At 53.4% G+C, this 18,118-nt stretch carries 10 protein-coding genes; 1 reads left to right on the forward strand and 9 read right to left on the reverse strand.

The window, feature by feature from the left end; translation table 11 throughout:
- Position 1 precedes the first annotated feature (1 nt).
- The 7 genes from HG66A1_RS12285 to HG66A1_RS12315 all read right to left on the reverse strand — a co-directional run bounded on the left by HG66A1_RS12285 (position 2) and on the right by HG66A1_RS12315 (position 14,530).
- Positions 2–3,643 (reverse strand): hypothetical protein, encoded by a 3,642-nt coding sequence (locus HG66A1_RS12285; RefSeq protein WP_145183998.1) that lies wholly within the window; start codon positions 3,641–3,643, stop codon positions 2–4.
- A gap of 161 nt (positions 3,644–3,804) precedes the next feature.
- Positions 3,805–6,084: a hypothetical protein gene (locus HG66A1_RS12290; RefSeq protein ID WP_145184001.1), complete on the reverse strand. Its 2,280-nt coding sequence runs from the start codon at positions 6,082–6,084 to the stop codon at positions 3,805–3,807.
- Positions 6,085–6,129: 45 nt separating this feature from the next.
- Positions 6,130–8,625 carry a vWA domain-containing protein gene (locus HG66A1_RS12295; RefSeq protein WP_145184004.1) on the reverse strand — a complete coding sequence of 832 codons (2,496 nt, stop codon included), beginning with the start codon at positions 8,623–8,625 and terminating at the stop codon, positions 6,130–6,132.
- An 86-nt stretch (positions 8,626–8,711) separates the two neighbouring features.
- On the reverse strand, positions 8,712–9,500 hold the full coding sequence (locus HG66A1_RS12300; protein WP_145184005.1) for a hypothetical protein: 789 nt from the start codon (positions 9,498–9,500) through the stop codon (positions 8,712–8,714).
- A 308-nt stretch (positions 9,501–9,808) separates the two neighbouring features.
- Positions 9,809–11,089 carry a dihydroorotase gene (locus HG66A1_RS12305; RefSeq protein WP_145184008.1) on the reverse strand — a complete coding sequence of 427 codons (1,281 nt, stop codon included), beginning with the start codon at positions 11,087–11,089 and terminating at the stop codon, positions 9,809–9,811.
- The gene (locus HG66A1_RS12310) at positions 11,086–12,066 is read right to left on the reverse strand and encodes an aspartate carbamoyltransferase catalytic subunit (protein ID WP_145184011.1); all 981 of its coding nucleotides are present in this window, start codon (positions 12,064–12,066) and stop codon (positions 11,086–11,088) included. Before HG66A1_RS12310 ends, HG66A1_RS12305 begins: the two co-directional genes overlap by 4 nt.
- Positions 12,067–12,220: 154 nt before the next feature.
- Positions 12,221–14,530, reverse strand: coding sequence for a serine/threonine protein kinase (locus HG66A1_RS12315; protein ID WP_197997116.1), 2,310 nt, complete (start codon positions 14,528–14,530; stop codon positions 12,221–12,223).
- Positions 14,531–14,764: 234 nt separating this feature from the next.
- Between HG66A1_RS12315 and HG66A1_RS12320 the strand changes: the two genes are divergently transcribed.
- Positions 14,765–15,580: a hypothetical protein gene (locus HG66A1_RS12320; protein ID WP_145184016.1), complete on the forward strand. Its 816-nt coding sequence runs from the start codon at positions 14,765–14,767 to the stop codon at positions 15,578–15,580.
- Here the strand turns inward: HG66A1_RS12320 and HG66A1_RS12325 are convergent.
- On the reverse strand, positions 15,531–16,853 hold the full coding sequence (locus HG66A1_RS12325; protein ID WP_145184019.1) for a DUF1080 domain-containing protein: 1,323 nt from the start codon (positions 16,851–16,853) through the stop codon (positions 15,531–15,533). The two genes, HG66A1_RS12320 and HG66A1_RS12325, sit on opposite strands and share 50 nt — an antisense overlap.
- A 58-nt stretch (positions 16,854–16,911) precedes the next feature.
- Positions 16,912–18,022 (reverse strand): peptide chain release factor 2 gene (prfB, locus tag HG66A1_RS12330; RefSeq protein WP_197997117.1). Its coding sequence is split into 2 segments (ribosomal slippage): positions 16,912–17,952 and positions 17,954–18,022, totalling 1,110 coding nucleotides; the frame shifts between segments, so codons are not numbered across the junction.
- Positions 18,023–18,118: the final 96 nt, after the last annotated feature.

The following is an 18,118-nucleotide window of genomic DNA, read 5'->3' on the forward strand; positions in this document are numbered from 1 at the left end:
CTTATTTGTCAGCCGGTTTCTGATTGGCAAGGCCACGTGTGAAGGCTTCGTAGGCTTCACGGTATTCTTCCGGAACCGGCAATCGACGTGGCCCCAGGCTGTCGCTGGTTTGTTCTCTGGTACTGTTCCGGTTGCGGCGTGCCGCCCGGGGAGCGGGTTTGAGTGATTTGAGCATCTCTTCAAACTGCCGCTTACGGGCCAGGGACTCAGGAGACTGCTGGTTATTATCCTGCATTTGCAGTTGTTTCTGCAGCCGTTCAGAAAACTGTTTCATTTCCTCTTTCGACCAGCCCAGTTCCTTCAATAGTTCCGGATCGACTTCCTCGCGTTTGAGTTCGTCTTTGATGCGTTTCAGAACGAGGTTGGCGGCTTCTTTTCCATATTCGAGGTTGGCTTCATCAGCGTTGGGCAGCGCTGGACTGGAACCGGCGCCCCCTGATTCACTGTCACCAGGAGCGGTGCCCCCGGTCGTCGCGCTGGAACCTTGAGGATCGCTGGAGTTGGAGCCTTTACTGGAGCCTGCTGCCTGGCTGTTGCTCTTCTGAGATTGCCCTTTACCTTCGGATGAACCCTGCCCTCCTTTCTGGCCTCCCTTCTGACCACCAGCTTGATCTCCTTTTTGTTCGCCAGACTGATTGCCTTTCTGATTCTGATTTTTGTTCTGGTTGTTTCCCGACTGGCCTTTATTCTGCTGGTTTTGATCCTGTCCCTGTTTCTCTGAGGACTGGTTCTGTTCCATTGATTTACTGGAACCTGAGGGATTGCCTTTGTTGCCTTGCTCCTGGTTTCCTTTTTGTCCGGTGGAATCACCTTTGCCGGGCTGCTGACTCCCTTTCTGTCCCTGGTCATTTTGGGAACTGTTGCCATTCTCTCCGTCCTGGGGACGTTTGGATTTTTGATCATTGGCTTCTGGTTTACCCCCCGGTGGCTGGTTAGAACCGTCAGGCTGATCCTGTTTCTGCTGCGACTTCTTCCCATCGGCAGCCTGTTGCTGTTTAGGTGAGGAGGGATTGTCGTTCGACTGTTGTGGTTTTCGCATTTCAGAACCCGGTTTCTGATCGGGCTGATCATTCTGCTGTCCCGGTTTGGAAGAGGACTGCTCCGGTTTCTCCTGCGGATTGGCATTCGGAGATTTTTTGTCTCCCGGTCGCATCGCCGGTTTCTCATTCGGATCCCGCTTCACATCGCTGTTGCTCCGCTTGGGATCAGCGTCGGGATCATTGTCCGGTCTGGCCTTCCCTTTGGGATCTCCTTCGGTTTTCATTTTGCGATCCGCTTCTTTCGAGTCGGAAGGCTCTTTCTTTCCATCCTCTACTCTGCCTTTTTGAGGCGGGGATTTCTGGTCTGCTGATTTCTGATCAGGATTATTTTCATTTGCCTTAGAAGAGGGCTGGGGTTTCTGGTTTTTGTCCTGGTTCTGACCCTGACCGGGTGTGCCTTGAGAGTTTTTATCCTGACTGGAAGAGGATTCGCTGGACTTGGAATCGGCTCCATTCGATTCCGGTTCCTGCATCTGCTTATCAGAGCCCGGGCGTTCGGAGTCGTGTTTCTCAGAACCCTGTTTTTCGTTTTCAGGCTTTTTTTGATCAGAGTCTGGTTCCTGACCCTCTTTTTTCAGCTTCTCCAGAATTTTCTTGAGTGCTGCCTGGTCGTCACTGCCATCGCTGTCCAGACCTTCTTTTTTCTCCGGCTTGGACTGGGGCTGACCTTCACCCTGTTCCGGGTTTGGCTCTGCTCCTGATTCAGGGGAATCTGATTTCTTCTGTCCATGCTGCTCAGACTGTTTCTGATCTTCGTTGCCCGGCTGTTTCTGGTCTCCGGGTTGTTTACCAGAATCGGATTTGGAATCCCCCTGCTCTTTCTGATCTGGCATCGGCTGGTCGCCGTCACCTGGCTGCTGACCGGGTTGTTTTTCCTGACCTTGCTGCTGGCCGGGCTGTTTCTGCTGATCAGGATTCTGTTGCTGCTTCTCTTCCGCGGCCTTTTGCTTTTGTTCTTGCAGTTGTTTTTTGGCTTCTTCGGGTGAGACCGGTTCCTGGATTTCGATTTTGATCTTAGGTGTGTTCTTGCGGTTCCCGGAGGGGTGTTTGTTGTCGCGTGCTTCGACCCAGAAGTAAATTGTGTCACCCGGATTCAATCGGAGCGGTTCCAATGCGAGATCGTAATTGATGCCTACGCTTTTGCGATCCCCTTCGAACAGGGTTTTATCAAGAATGCGAATCTGCTGTTTTTCAACCCGCAGATTGAGATAGCGGAGTTTGAAATCCGGATCTTCCGCGATCACTGAAATCGGGATTGTGCCGTTAGACGGGAGTTTCAGGTCCTGTTTGGGTGAGAGCAGACTGATTTCCGGCGGTAGATCGCGACGGATCATCAGTGGGTAAACGGTCGGCGAGAGTGTCACCTGTCCTGCTTCGTTCCTGCATTTGATCTGATAGAATTTCGGGAAAGTTCCATCAGATCTCAGCTTCAGTTTCCAGGAGGCGGAGATGGTATTCTTGTCGATCGTTTTTATGACCTGGAACTCTTCCAGCAAAGAGGCAGAATCTTCTTCGTCAGAAAAGAGAACTTCAAACGACGTAATGGGCATGTTGGTCGTAGCATCTACGGTTACTTTGGTGCCTTCATAGGCATCAATAGCGCCGCCGGGCTGTTCTACTGCTGCCAGTTCCATGTAGGAAGGATAGTCGTAGCGGACGGAATGCACGGTCGCTGAGGGGGGCTGAATGACACTGACCTGGTATTCCTCGGAAACCGCATCACCGGCTTCAATATGGTAGCTCAGATTCTGGCGGATCCCGCGGCCATTGACGCCAACAATCAGACCCTGGAAGCGTTTGAGGGTTTCATCCACGGCTCGGAGTTTGATCGGCTCATCGACGCGCCCCTGGTCACTGGATGTGTAGAACAGTGTGACGTCTTCCGGCACTTCGCCCCGGAGATCGACAATCACTTCCAACTGGCTGCCTGCCAGTACTTCTGTGTTGCCGGGGGTGACGGAACTGATCTGAGTCTGGGTCGCAAACTCGCGCTGGGAGGAGAATGAGATCGCAGCCGAGAGTGAGGGCCAGATCTGTTTAGGCGAAAAGAGTGCGTAGAAACAGAGAATGGCGACGACAAACAACAGGCAGTAAGAAAGCCGCATCAGCGGGCGTCGATCCACCGCCTGTTCGGTATCAGTCTGGGAAAGTGTCAGTGCTGCCCGTTTTTCGAGCGAACTGATGATGTCCGGATTGACTTTACGGTCGGATCGCTGGAGGTCTACCAGGTTCAACAGCGCGCCATGCATGTCTTCGGAGGTCTGTTCTAACGCACGGGCGGAATAGAGACGTGTCACTTTCTTGAAGTAGGGTAAAACCAGTTTCCAGACAGCCCAGCCAATACTGGCCAGAATCACCCCGGCGAGCATGGTCAGCCGCGCGAAATGACCGAAGCCCCCCTTGATCAGCCAGTGATCACAGAGAATGAAGAGCAACAGATAGCCCAGGAAAATCGTGGAGATACCCACTGCCGTCGTGAGCAGATCGTTCGCCTTGATGTGTGAACCGGTGCGGGAGACCTGATAGTCCACATACTCATCGAATTTGGCGTACTGTCCGTTCCGATTTTCTGTCGATGGCGTCGAGTTGGAAGCTGTAGACATGGAAAACCTGTGTCAGTCTGAAATCCGTAAAAAGAACTGTCCTTACGTTCTTATTATAGAATGATCGACGCCTGCGATGGAAATAATGTTCCTGTTTTTTCAGGGAGTTTCCGTTTTCGGCAGTTTTTCAGAAGATTATCAGACAAATGCCCGGACAACCGTTATACCAGGCCTTTTTTCTTCCGCAGGAACCATTCCAGGGAGAGCAGCAGCACGAACAGGAGCAGAAAATACCAGTTGTCCCAGAGTGATATTCGCCTGTATCGGGTCAGGTCGTTGTTCCAGGATTTGTCCTTGTTCATCCGGTTGAGGAAGCTGCCCAGCTCTTCAGGAGGGACAGCTATTCCCCCCGAGAGTGAGGCGATCGTTTCGAGCAGCGAGTAGTCGGCTGCGGGATTATCCAGTTCCAGATCCCGGGGATCGACGATGAAACGTGTGGTGGCATCAAAACCCAGTGAAACGCCGTTCTGTTCTGCATGCACGGTCACCCAGTAATCCCCGGGCTTCGTCGTCTGAGAAAAAGTCGTACGGGATGTTTCTCCCGTTCCCACGACTTCAACTTGAGACGTCTTACCAGAGGGACCTGCAACCTGGACCGTAAACTTCACATCACTTAACGGTTTCCCCTCCGGGCCCCGGGCACCAAACAGGATGGGGACCTGACTGCCGGGAGCGACGTTTCGAGGTTCAACCCGGGTCCAGACGCTCTGATCCGAGTCATTCTCTTTGTGAGCCAGCCAGAGGATCATTTGTCGCCAGAATCGCTCGTGCTCCTTACGGTGTCCTGAGAGAAACCACTGGAAGGTCGTATCGCCGGCAAACGCCATGACCCGGGCTCCTCCCACATCGGAGGCAAACAGCAGAGGTACGGCCCCGTTCCCTGCGGATTGGGCCAGGACTTCGACCGTCTCATACTTCTTACGGAGCTTATTAGCTCCTTTCAGGGGGGACAGTTCATTCCAGAGTTGGCGATTGCGGTCTGCCGAACTATCGAGTTGCATGACATACCGTTGCAGGCCCAGTGACGTGGGGATCATTTTCAGATCTTCAAAATGATGCAGGTCTTTTGCGATCCCATTTCCCGTCTGTTTTTCACTGCTCCGCATTTCGACCGGAATAAAGTTGTCCAATGGCGTGTTCGTGTAACCTCCGGGGCCGAAACTGTGATAACCACCGGTCATCAGCAGGCCGGAACCCTGATCCACCTGGGCGGCGATCTTACGCAGCAGTGTTGGTCCCAGGAGATCCGCGGGGACATCTCCAATGATGAATACATCGTATTTGGAAACATCATTCAGGTCGGGGCTGGTTGGTTTTCTGCCCCCGGAGAAACCGCTGCCCATGGGGATATAGTCGAGCTGAATTTTAGGGTCATTCATGGAGCGGATGAATTTCTGCTCCGGTCGAAGCGCGTCGAAATAGGCGACCTGTACGCCCCCTTTCTGGACGGTGACAATCGTTTCCAGGCGGTTGTTCGTCTGCTTGATTTCTCCATCGAGGGGAACCGCTTCGACGGCAATTTTGTATTCTCCCGGCACTTCTGGAGTCCAGAAGAGTTCGACGGTGTCGAGCTCGTTATTCTGGGTGGGATGAATCTGGGTAGCGACCCGGGAATTGTTATAAGGAGCCGCAGGCAGCATCAGGCCGGCTTCACCGATCTTTTTCCCCGCTCGATCTTCAACCAGAAGCCGGACGGTGACATCTTTCCCGGACGCACCCAGGCTGCGGACCTTGACGGTAATTGGCGTGGTTTTCTTTTCAAAAACCAGCGGATCAATCACCAGGTTTTCCATGACCAGATCCAGGGTGGTGTCCTGCAACGTGGAAGAACCAAAGCCGAGCGTGTAGATGGGGATGCCGGCATCGCCGAAATAGCTGGCCTGTGATCTGATATCGACATCATGGGGGGGAAGCGAACGTTCCGCTCCATCAGAAAGCAGCAGAATGCCGACCAGTTGTTCCTGTTGCAGTTCGCCGGAGAGCATTTCCAATGCGTAACCGATGGCCGTCTGCTGTCCTTCCGCTTCATCGGAGAATGTTTCAACAGGCGACAGATCCTGTGCAAAATCAAACCGCCTGATTTTGATATTCTTATCCATCTCCTTGAACGCAGGCTGGGCGGTTTCCAGGGTTTTGAGCAGTTCATTGCGGCGGGTGGTGCTCGCGGGGCCGTCCTGAGTCTGCATGCTGCGACTGGAATCGGCCAGGATGTACAACCAGGACTGACGGACTGTTTTGTCGGTCAGTTCGATCGCGGGACGCAGCATCATGAAAGCCAGCAGTAAGACGATCAGCAGCCGCAGACCGATCAATGTTCGCCTGATCGGACGGGAAAAATACCTGACGCGCCCGGGATAGGTGGTGAGAACCAATGCGAACAGCGCGATGATAAGCAGGATCATCGTGGGCCAGGACCAGATTGGTTCAAAGATTGGTTTCATGAGAGAGTCAGTTTCACATCAGACAGTGCTTGTCTGAGTTGTCGTTCAGGATGTGGATTCTTCTGAAGGTTGATCGATTTCGTAAAAATAGTTTGCAGTAAAATGTTCCAGACAGAAGACGGTCAGCAGAAGAGTGACCAGGATCGGAAAGATTTCGACACCAAGTCGCCCCGTTCGGATGGTGCGTTTCAGTCCTTCCATATCGCGGGTCATACTGTAACGTTCTGCTCCCAGGATCTGATCCAGTTCCTGATTGCTGATAGGGCGGAAATTGCTTTCGGCCGGATTGACATTCACGCTGAATCCGCTTGAGGACCGAGTGGCGTTACTCGAATTATCGATAAGCTCGTAATGGCCGACGACCCGGGTATCCGGAATAGAGACCTGATGCGTTCCCTGTTTGACTTCAATGGGAAGCTGTTTCAAATCGGGGGTTCTGAGCAGGAACGATTCCGGTGTGGTGGCGGTAGCCGGCCATTGATAGATGGCAACTTCGCCAGCCAGATAGTTGGTTCGATTGGAGCGTGTACGGATCAGGTAGCGGGTCAACTGGTCGGCAAACGCGAGATAAGACCAGCGGGCATACAGGAGCTGGCTCCAGCCCTGAGCGTCGATACCTGTGGTCAAGACGACGACCTTTCCCCTGCCGAGATTACGTTCGATGATGGCGGGCGAATGGCGGGCATCGGTATAGCGGGCGATGACCTGGTCCGGGTTTTCCGGTTCCACACGCCAGTAGCGGTTGACTTCCATGTTTGAGAGTTCTCCGGTGCCTCCCAGGTCCTGAAAATAAGAGAACAGTGCGTGCTCATTGTGTTCCAGGTCCAGGAATTCCGGCGGGATGAACTTGAGTGAGCCTAACAGTTCCAAGGGCAGGAGTTCTTGTGCCGGACGGGAGTTGAACGAGACGATTGTCGATTCAGGTGCATCGCCGTCGCTGCCCATCAGTACTCCCAGGCCTCCCCCCTGTTTGACATAATCTGTAAACTGCTGCCACAGACTGTCAGGCAGGCTGGTGATGTTGATCAGGTAGATGGCGGCATATTCTTCCAGGGGGAGTGTTGCGATCTGGTTGAGGGGGGCGATCTCACACTGATAGCGGTTCTTTTTAAGGGCGACCAAAGGTCTGGGGGCCAGGGCATCATTCCATAGACGGGCAGAGCTGGCATCAGGACTGACAATCAGAATCTTGGGTGGAGGTCGGGCGGTGATGGTAAAATAACGGACATCATCGGGTAGATAGGGATCTGAAGAGGTGATCCGCAGTTCCCCCTGCGTGACCGGCTGGTCGACATTCGGCAGGCTCATTTCCAGCTGGGGGCCCGGTTTTGCTCCGGTGGTCACATTCTCTGTTGCGGGAGCATCGTCTGGAGATGCGACCGTGGAAAGCGGGCGTTGATCCCGTTTGATCAACTGTCCTTTCTCGTTTTGTGTGTATAGCTCCAGAAACGTGTCACTGGCCGTGATGCCTGTAGATGTGATTTCCGCTTTGATCGAGACGGAATTGCCCAGTGTGATCGATTCACGTGAGAGATCCAGGTGGGAAATCCCGATGTTCTGGGGACTGGTCACTCCGACATCAATCACGTAGATTCCCAGCCATTTAAGCTTTTCCAGCTGCTGTTGAATTAACTGGGAAGGCTGGCTGCGCCAGGCGGTGCGGGCCAGATCGGTATAGATATAGATTTCCCGCACAAACTGATCAGAGCTGGCTGCCTGTGAACCTGAGGACTGGCGTTCGTTCTGACTGCGTTTGAAATCATCTTCCTGACGATTGATGGCAGTGCGGAGGCGATCATCCAGGTAGAGGGACCAGGCGGATGTTTTGAGGGACTTGAGCCGGGATTTTACCGCGGTGAGGTCCGACTGAAATGGAGAGATATCTTCGCTGCTGCTGTTCAGAATAGAGACCCTGCTCTGCGCGGGGAGATTACTCAAATGCTCTTCGGCGATGGACTGGGCCTGTTCCAGTCGTGACTGGTTTTCCTGGCGGTAGTCCATGCTCAGGCTGGTATCAAACAGGAAGATCGCCGTGACCGGAATGTTCTCAGAAACCGCCGGTAAGGGAGCAGAAATTTCCGCGAAGACTCTCCTTTGATAAGGCCAGAGAACCAGGAGTGCTATCAGCAGGAACGCAGCGCCTCCGATGCCTCCCCTTAGAAAAGTGCGTCGTGTATTCAAAGACTGCTGGGAGATCCTCTGTTTCTGATAATGTCTCATCAATCCCAGGTAGGCCAACACCGCCAAGACAATGATGGAACAGAACATGACCAGTTCGTACGTCGAAAAATTGTAATTGGCTGGTGGGAGTGAGGGACGTGTCAGTGCCAGGACAATGGCGACGATGATCAGAATTCGCAGGAGCAGGAGCCAGATGTGTCGCAGTTTGAGGCGTTGCGAGTTTTGAATTTTACGTCGCTGCAACAGCGCTAAGGCCGGGAAGATCAGTTTTTTGGGTTTGGAACGAAGCAGAAAGTGGAGAATCACCGGGATTGTTGCCAGCAGAATTCCAAGTAATAAACCAGGGTGAATGAGTGACATAGATTGATGTGTCTATTGGAGAGTCTGATTGGCGATTCAGATCGTTACGATTTGTGATCTCTTTTCTATTCCGCTCATTGAGTCAACTAAAACTGCGTGCTGGGGCGTGATTCTCCGCCGCCGTTTCCGCGTTGCGGGGGCTGCAGTTCGAATGTCTCGAGGCTGAAATCGATCTGTTCCTGCAACTTGGATTTACGGACCATGTTCTCGGGGATGAAAGTCAGGATGGCAGCCTGATACTCACCCGATTCAATCAGGTAGATCTGTATTACATAAGGGGCGCCATCGATGGGCATTTTGGGAGTAAATTGTTTGAAGGTGAAATCTTTAGACTTGATATAACCCCGCTTACGGGGAAAGCGTTTGGTAACAAAGTCTTTCGTATTCAAAGACTCGTTGAAAGTGATGGAGAGCTGGTTATTGACTTCGTTGATAAAATTGCCAGCAGCTTCCTGCTCCTCGTTCTGCAACAGCGAGTAATTGCACAGCACATATAGATAGGCTGGGCGATCCACAGTTTCATTTTCCAGATCGACGGGGACTTCCGTTCGCCAGGCGCCTTCAAGACCGGGGAGTTTGAGATCGGCAAAATCCGGCTGTCGGGGGTCGATCGTCTGTGTCGGCTCCGCTGGTTCCGCTTCTCCATTCTCACCTGCCGGAACTGCTGCTGGTGCGGCAGCGGAAATTTCCTGAAAATCGAGGGGGGGACGGAAGTGAATCGAAGGAGCGCTCCAGGTACCAGCGAGTGCCTGATTCCGTTCATGCAGATATGAGAAATACTGCTCCGTTTCGTTGAGTCGCTGCTCGTACGTCTCTGCGCCACAACCAGAGCACAGAATCGCCAGATTCAGGCAAAGCAGAACGGGCAGGCTCATGTTTCGCTTAAGCAGGAGACAAGACAGGAAGCTGTTTTTCATAGTTAATCACAAGCCCCATTCTGATAAAGGGTTGGGAGCGGTATATGTATTATCGACTCTACAACGGGAGTGGTTTAGTGCCTGCTGTCTGAAGTTCCTATCTGATGGTGAACAGAAAAACTTGATCCCGATTGGGTGACTTGATTTAAATTATCGAAATTCGTTCTTTCCCTGATGTTCACGCTGATCTGATCGGATCAACTTATTGATATTGTTGATGATACAGAGGGGAACGTCAACTTCGATCATTTTGTGTGCAGAAGTTTTTAATGATCGGCCCGATAGCGGATTTCGCCGGAGACAACCACGACTTCTGCCCTGCCCTGTAGTTCTTTGCCCAGAAACGGGCTGTTGTGACTGGAAGATTTCAAGTTTTCCCGCTGAAGAACATAGCGGACCTCAGGGTTGATGAGGGTGATATCAGCGTCTGCTCCCGGAGCGAGTGTTCCCTTGGCGAGCCCCAGAATGCGGGCCGGACCAATTGTGAGTTTGCTGATCAATTCCGGCCATGTTAAATGCCCCGGTGTGATCAGGGTCTGCAGGCAGACTGGCAGCAGAGTTTCCAGACCAATGATGCCAAAGTCAGCACCCAGGATTTCATCTGTTTTCTTCTCGGCAGCATGCGGAGTATGGTCCGAGCAGATCACTTCAATCGTGCCATCTTTGAGGCCTTCGATCAGGGCGTCAATATGTTCCTGAGAGCGGAGCGGAGGCAGAACTTTGTAATTGGGATCATAAGTTTCCAGCATCTGGTCCGTTAGAGTGAGATGATGGGGAGTAACGTCGGCGGAGACCTGGATTCCAGACGCCTTGGCGCGTCTGATCTGGGCGACACTGTTTTGTGTGGAGATGCACATCAGGTGGATGCGTCCGCGTGTCAGTTCGGCCAGGGCGATATCCCGATTGACCATGATCTCTTCAGCTGCTGCGGGAATCCCCTTCAAACCCAATACGGTTGAGTGAAACCCTTCGTGCATCTGTCCTTTCTCGGTCAGTTCCGCGACTTGCGGACGATTTAAAATCGGGCGGCCGAACATGCGCGTGTACTCCAGGGCGCACCGCATGATTTCGGCACTCTCGATAGGTTTGTCGGCATCGGTGAAACCGACCGCCTGGCCGGCGACCAGCTGCCCGATTTCAGCGAGCTCTTTCCCCTCGTTGTTTTTGGTGACTGCTCCCAGGGGAAAGACGTGACAGTTAGATGCCCGCTCGGCCTGCAGCAGAATGAACTCTGCGGAAGATCGGTCGTCGACAACTGGAGCGGTATTCGGCAGACAACCCAGCGAAGTCACACCACCGGCCAATGCCGCAGCCGTACCGGTTTCAATGGTTTCGTCTTCTTCGAAACCTGGCTCGCACAGGGAGACGTGCAGGTCAATGAACCCGGGGCTGACAATCAATCCTGTGGCATCGATCACTTCGTCTGCTATGACATCGTCATCGCAGAGTCCTGTAATCTTTCCTCCTTCGACGAGCAGGTTGCCCTGCACATCCAGATCTTGCGAAGGATCGATAATGTGCCCGTTTTTGATAAGGAGAGATTTCATCCAGATGTTCCCTGGGAGGCAATACGTTGTAAGTGAAGCAGGTAGAGGCAGGCCATGCGGATAATCAGCCCGTTACTGACCTGTCCGAGAATGACAGAGTGCGGGCCATCAGCTACGTCGGGAGTAATCTCCACACCACGGTTGATTGGTCCGGGAGCCAGAATCAGCACATCCTCTTTGGCTTTGTTGATGCGCTGTTTATTCATGCCGAACAGGTGAGCGTATTCGCGAATCGACGGGAAATAATGTCCGCGTTGGCGTTCGAATTGAATCCGCAGCAGGTTCAGGCAGTCGGTGCGATCGATCACGTCGTCCAGGCTGTTGGAAACTTCTACACCCAGCTGCTCAATATCGGTGGGGATTAGTGTGGTGGGACCGCAGACGATCACGTGAGCCCCCAGTTTTTTCAGACCCCAGATATTCGACCGTGCGACCCGGCTATGGAGGATATCACCGACGAGGGTGACGGTCAGTCCTGCAATTTTCCCGAAATGCTCGCGGATGGTAAAGATGTCCAACAGAGCCTGGGTTGGATGCTCGTGCGTTCCATCGCCAGCGTTGAGAATATTCGCATCCAGGTGTTGTGCCAGAAGCTGCGGGGCACCGGGAGTTTTGTGTCGGACAACTACGTAGGAGACTCCCATGGCCTCGATGGTTTTGGCGGTGTCGACAAAGCTTTCCCCTTTGGAAAGGCTGCTGCCGGAGGCGGTGAAATCAACTGTGTCGGCACTGAGTCGTTTGGCTGCGAGACCAAAGCTGATGCGGGTGCGTGTGGAAGGTTCGAAGAACAGGTTCGCAACCACGGTGCCTGCCAGCGGGGTGAGTTTGGTTTCTCCAATGTTTGCGAGCCGCTTAAATTCGGCTGCCTGATTCAGGATGATGTTCAGCTCATCCCGGGAGAGGTCCTGCAGTCCTAAAATGTGTTTCCGGTTCCAGCCACGGGAGATGTCGGTTCGATACTCATGGTCGATATTCATAGTCACATCAGATAAGTGTGTGCGTTCGTCAACTGGCGGAGCCGCCCGTGTGCTGCCGGCCGACGGAGGTCGTTTTTCACAGGACTGGAAGAGATGTTACCAACCCTCTGTCCTCCCTTCAAGGAGCGTGGTTGGAGATAATTGGCTGCGGTTCTCAGTTTTCGAGAGACATCAGGCGTGCCAGGAATGCGGGGAACTGTTTTACCTGAATGCCCGGTGGCAGCGAGGAAGTTCGCGGGACCTGTGCGGCGGTAATGACTGAGTCTTCCACGTGCAGACTGAGTGGTGCTGCGTATTCGAATTTACCAGTCGAGAGGCCTTCGATATCCATATTGAGCGTGCTCAGTTCCTGGAGTGGCTCTGTGGCTGAGGCTTGCCAGCCTGCGATCTGAATTTCTGCAGAAGCAACGGAGCCCTCGCCGAGCAGACTGACCGAAGAGAGCCAGTTTTCCGGTGGTTTCTGACCTCTGACCTGGATCAGGGCTGCCTGATTCAGGTCAAACACGCAATCCCGGGCCTCGATTTGAATGGTGCCGGGAATTAATGTGGGATCATTCCAGTTTAACAGGACCAGTGGGCCTGCTTTTCGGAGCGTCAGATGCTGCAGTTTCAAATTGAACTGCTGGTCAATCTCCGGGGCACGTTCGAGGTAAAGCGTAGAATGAGACGTGACATTCAAGCTGTTTGTGAGCGTCAGGACTTGAGGCGTATGTGTCAGGTGTAGTGCATGTTCGGGGACCGCAAACAGAGTGTCCTGAATGTGGACCTGGCTACTGTTCCGTTGTTGCGGATCGAGGGGACTCCAGTAAACGGCTTCCCTTTCGAGGGCTGCGGTGTTGGAGCTGTCTGAATCGAGTTGAGTAAAACAGCAACCTTTGATCTTCAGGCTCTGGGCGGTCACGTGCAGTAGAGCCGTGGAAGTGCCTGCTGACGCTGACTGTTTTTGTGGAGAAGGACTTTGGGTGCGGTTGACAAAAATCACATTTTCGAGGCTGAGACTGGCGGCGACGATGCGGCAGGGAGTCTCTTCGATTTCAATGATCGCCGGGTTTTCGGCAGTGCCTTTGATGGTCAATCCGCCGACCGTTGAGATTTGTGTGGATACGTATGGTTCGGCTGAATCCAGCAGAATCACGCCGTTTCCGTCAGGGACGGGAAGTAATTGTCGTTGGGCAGCAGTCTCGGCTTTTTGATTAGAAGAAGCCTCGGTGGCTGTCTCAGCTGGGGATGAGTTTGAGCTGGATTGAGTGAAGGAAACACGAGAGGTGATTTCCAGCAGGTGATTGCGGGCTCCTTCATCCAGCAGTGTGTAAGACAGTCCGGAAAGGACGAAGATCATGGCGGCAATCAGAGGGAGTCGGCCTGGTCGGCTGGTGTCTGTTTCGCTCTGGCTGCGGGTCGTCTGGTGTTGAAATGATGCATGGAAGCGAGCCAGTGTTTTCCGGGATCCTTGCTGAGAAACTGGCCATTGCTGTTGAGCCGCCTGCATGCTGGTCGGTCGTTGATTGGGTTGTGATGCGGTCAGTTTCAAAAGCATTTCAGCCAGGGGAGCCGGTGTTTCGGGGGCCCAGCTGCGAATATCAGGAATGGTCTTTGTTTGATGACAGGCCAGTTTGGCCAGAGGGTCTCCCGTCGTAAACGGAGGTCGGCCTGCGAGTAACTCCCAGAGCAGACAGCCCAGTGCGTAGAGGTCGCTCTGGGCATCGGGATGACGCCCGGTCCCTATCAGTTCGGGAGCGATTCCGTCGTAGCAGCGCGGCGGTAAGGATGAGTGAATCGTCAGTTCCGGTGACAGGATCGGTTCCAGCCCCGTATCGACCAGGGCAGCGATTCCGCTGGGAGTCAGCCGTACGTTCCAGGGGCGAATGTCACCATGAATCACTCTCCGTTTTTCGAGGGCGACCAGGGCGTCTAGAAGTTGTGCTCCAAGTGACAGTACAACGGGAACGGGAAAGCGTCCGCGTCGGATTAACAGTTCGGAAACCGTTGATGAGGGTAGGAAATGGCTGATCACCACAATCTGCTGACCTACCGGTTTGACAACGCGGGGCAAAATTAACGAGGGGTGATGCAGACCCTGCAGTTGCTGCAGCAATGTGTGGAAATCCTGCTGCAGCTGGTTTATGGAATCCGACTGAGGTTGTGTCAGTTTCAGGGCGCAGCGATCAGCACTTTCAGAAGGTCGTGCAATAAAAGTACGAGATTTATGACTGTGTCCCAGTTCAGAGATCAGCAGGTAAGGGCCAACGGTCAGCTGTTCGGGGTGCCCTGCTTCCAGTGCTTTGGCCTGGAAGGGGGATATTTTCTGAGCTTGAACCAGCGCATCAATCCAGACCGAGTCAAAAGCCGGGATTCCCCGGGCCAATTTTCTGACTCGTCGTCGGCATCGTCTCAGATCAGCGGCTGTACAGAGCTTGAGGCTGGTCAGGCGATGAATCAACTCTTGTGAAGGCGGTTCGATCAACGTTTGAGAAATCCTTTTCCTCACCAATGCGTCGGGCATCCTGAGCCACTGGCGAGATCAAATCCGATCAGCTTGTTAGATAACGGTTTATGACAAAATAACGGGATTTTCGCAAGACCGATTCGCAGGAACTGACAACTTCTGAGCAGAGAGAGTGCCCTTCCCCTGAATTGGGGGTTTACGTTATAAGTTATCTGAAACTACGAAAGATATGGTCTTTAGGAGAAGAGGCGGATGCAGCAGAGCGACGCTCAACGGGAATGTGTGTTGATTCTGGGGAATTCCCAGACCGAAGAAATGCAGGGTGTGATGCATTCCCTCCAGGAGGTGTTCGACGAAGCGGAACTGGTGTGCGTGCCTCGTCTCTCTGAACTGAAAACAGAGTCCATCCAGCCTGAACTGGTCGTGATCTGTCAAAACTGGCCTGATGAGTTTTCGGGACGAACCCTGACAGAACTGGTCAGGAGGTTTCCGGTCAGTCGCTTTCTCTGCTGTTACGGTGTCTGGTGTGAAGCCGATGGCAGAACACGGAATTTCTGGCCCGTCAGTATTCGGGTTCCGGCCCGCGCTGCCAAGTTTCGGATTCGGCAAGAGGCAGAGATCATCAGAGGAACAGCGCCCGCTTACCCCCTGACTGCGGGCCGCGATGAAATCTTTCACTATCAGGCAGCTTCGGAATCAGACACGGGGGGAGATTGTCTGCAGGGAAAACGGGTGGGTGTGATATCCCGGGACCCGGTGTACCGCAGGATGCTGGAAGCACTGGTGCAGTCTCGCGGCGCATTAATCGCGTCTGCTGCTCGACGGGCCCTGGCAGATCTCTGGCTGTATGACCTCGATCCCTGGGACGTCGTGCAGTCCCGACTGATGTTGCTGGGAGAACATCCGGTTTGCATCGGCATGATGGGGCTGGCGCATCCTGAGACGATCACCGCAGCACGTCTGCTGGGAGTGGACGCTGTCGTCTGTAAAGTTGCCCCGGAGCAGGAACTGTTTCAGACTATTTCCCGGACTTTGCAGCAGGCGACGATTCCCCGGGCAGATTGCTGAGCTTCAGGTCTTTGAAGTTTAGATCGGTCGTCGGGTCATGTCCCTGCAGGCTGATGTGGCCGGCTTTGAGACGCAGGCCCTTCCGCGGATTATCGTCCGGTTTGCGGGTGTCTTCCCAGTCGGTGACCTGATAGCCGTCGATCCAGACGGCGATGTGAGAGCCGTAAGCATTGAGAGTCGTGGTGAACCACTCGTGATCGTTGGAAACGACACGACGGGCTTCCGTTCTCCGAAAGATGGCACCGGTCCCTGCATTTTCGGGTTTGGTACGATCGTTGTCTTTGAATCCATTGTGGATTTGAACTTCGTAGCCGTTAGCCATTCCAGATTCGGTACCTTTGATGGCACGAAAGAAATAACCGCTGTTAAGTGCTTCCCCGTTCGATTTGGCTGAGGCCTGGAAGAGGAAATTGTCGAATGTGTCTTCAGTTTCCAGATAGCCCTGTTTTTCGGCAGTCACGTGGATGGTTTTGTCGACGACTTCAAATTTGCTCTGAGAACCGGGGACGACCTGCCAGCCTGCCAGATCGACGCCGTTGAAGAGTGTCATCATGCGGAGCGGTTTTAGATAGATATTCCGGAATTCGACGGCTCCTTCATTTTTTTGCAGACCGATGAATCCAATGTCGCGCTGATTCTCCGAGGTGTCTTTGAAATTAAGAACCTCTTTCCCGTTGAGTGAGGCCTGGAACTGAGGGCCTTCCACGCGGACATGAAAGGTTTGCCAGTCGGTGCTGGCGGGGACCGCTTCTTTGATTTTACTGCGGCCGACCAGACTGCCGGTGGGAAACTCCGTTTTTGTGTCACAGAGATTCAGTTCATAGCAGTCTTGGGTGGGATCTTTGGGGTCGAAGGTTGTTCTGAGGAACATGCCGCTGTTGGTTTCGGGAGCGAGTTTAAAATCAAAACGCAACTCGTAGTCTGCGAACGGGGATGTTGTCAGGAGTAGACCCGGTTCGCCGGTGCTCGCTTTGATGACTTCTTCTTCGACGTGCCAGTTCACGTCGTTGTTAGGTTTCCAGCCATACAGACTGTGACCGTCAAACAGGGCAATCCAGCCCTCTTCAATTTCGGCTTTGGTCAATCCAGTGTCTGGAATAACGTCCCCCGGAGGTGCGGGGGACGGCTTTGGTTTCGCTTCCGGCGACTCGCCTACCTGAGGTTCGGCATTGGTTTTGGCAGGAGGGGAAGGATGTTCCACTTTCAGGCAGCCAGCCAGGCTGAGTGAAATGAACATACTTAAAACACCGCAAGTCAGCTTTCCTGATCGCATGATTTACTTCCCTCTGTTTCTGATTACTTACCAGCATGCATTCGTATTATCAGCCTGGTTAATTTTCCGCCATACCCCAGCGGAGGAAGGATTCGAGGAATCCATCCAGATCGCCATCCAGGACCGGGCCCGGATTGCCTACTTTGTGGCCCGTACGGGCATCTTTTGCATATTGGTCGGGGTGTAAGACATAGTTGCGGACGGTCTGACCGCCGAAACCGATCTTTGATTTACCACCCCGCTTTGCAGCCAGTTCGGCGTCCCGTTTTTCCTGTTCAATCTGAAACAGTTTCGCTTTGAGCATTTTACGGGCTTCCGCACGGTTTTTGTGCTGACTGCGGTTGTTCTGACATTGTACGACTACACCCGATTCCAGGTGCGTCAGACGGATTGCAGAATCGGTTTTGTTGATATGCTGTCCCCCGGCACCACTGGCGCGGTAGGTGTCTTCTCGCACGTCCTGGTCCCAGTTGATTTCAATCTCTGCAATCTCTCCCAGGTCGGGTGAGACGTCGACGGCGGCAAAGGAAGTATGTCGCCTGCCTGCGGAATCGAACGGGCTGATACGAATCAACCGGTGGTTGCCGGTTTCGCCTTTGAGATAGCCGTAGGCATAGTCTCCTTCGATGCGGACAGTGGCACTGCGAATACCGGCCTCTTCAGCATCAGAACGATCCAGGATTTCGACATTGAAACCGCGACGCTCCGCCCAGCGCAGGTACATCCGCAGCAGCATTTCTGCCCAGTCAGAGGAGTCGGTCCCCCCTTCACCGGCCTGAATACTGAGGTAGGCTGCAGAGCCATCCTCGGGTGCAGACATCATGGCCTGAAGTTCGAGGTGATCCAGTATCTTCTGCAGACGATCTGCGGTGGAAGCGAGTTCGGGAATGCTGTCTTCGCTGCCATCTTCCTCAATGAATTCCAGCAGAACTTCAAGATCCCCAGCGCCTTCAATCAACTCTGTCAGCGGTTTGACAGTCAATTGCAGCTGTTGCATCTCAGAAACGAGGACCTGAGCTTTCTCCTGGTTATCCCAGAATCCGGCTGCCCCCATCTTTTCATTAATTTCGGTGGTCCGTTTTTTCTTACCAGCGTAGTCAAAGAGAGTCTCGTAATTTAACGATGCGATCCATGATTCCGGTACATTTATCTCTGAGTTCGTGATCCATTGGTGGCTGCTTTCTATCGCTCTGCAGCCGGGGCTGCAGGAAAATGATTTAAAAACCAAACAGGCAGTGCTGAATGGATATCTGTGAGTCTACTGA

The organism is Gimesia chilikensis (assembly GCF_007744075.1).
Taxonomy (GTDB): Bacteria; Planctomycetota; Planctomycetia; order Planctomycetales; family Planctomycetaceae; genus Gimesia; species Gimesia chilikensis_A.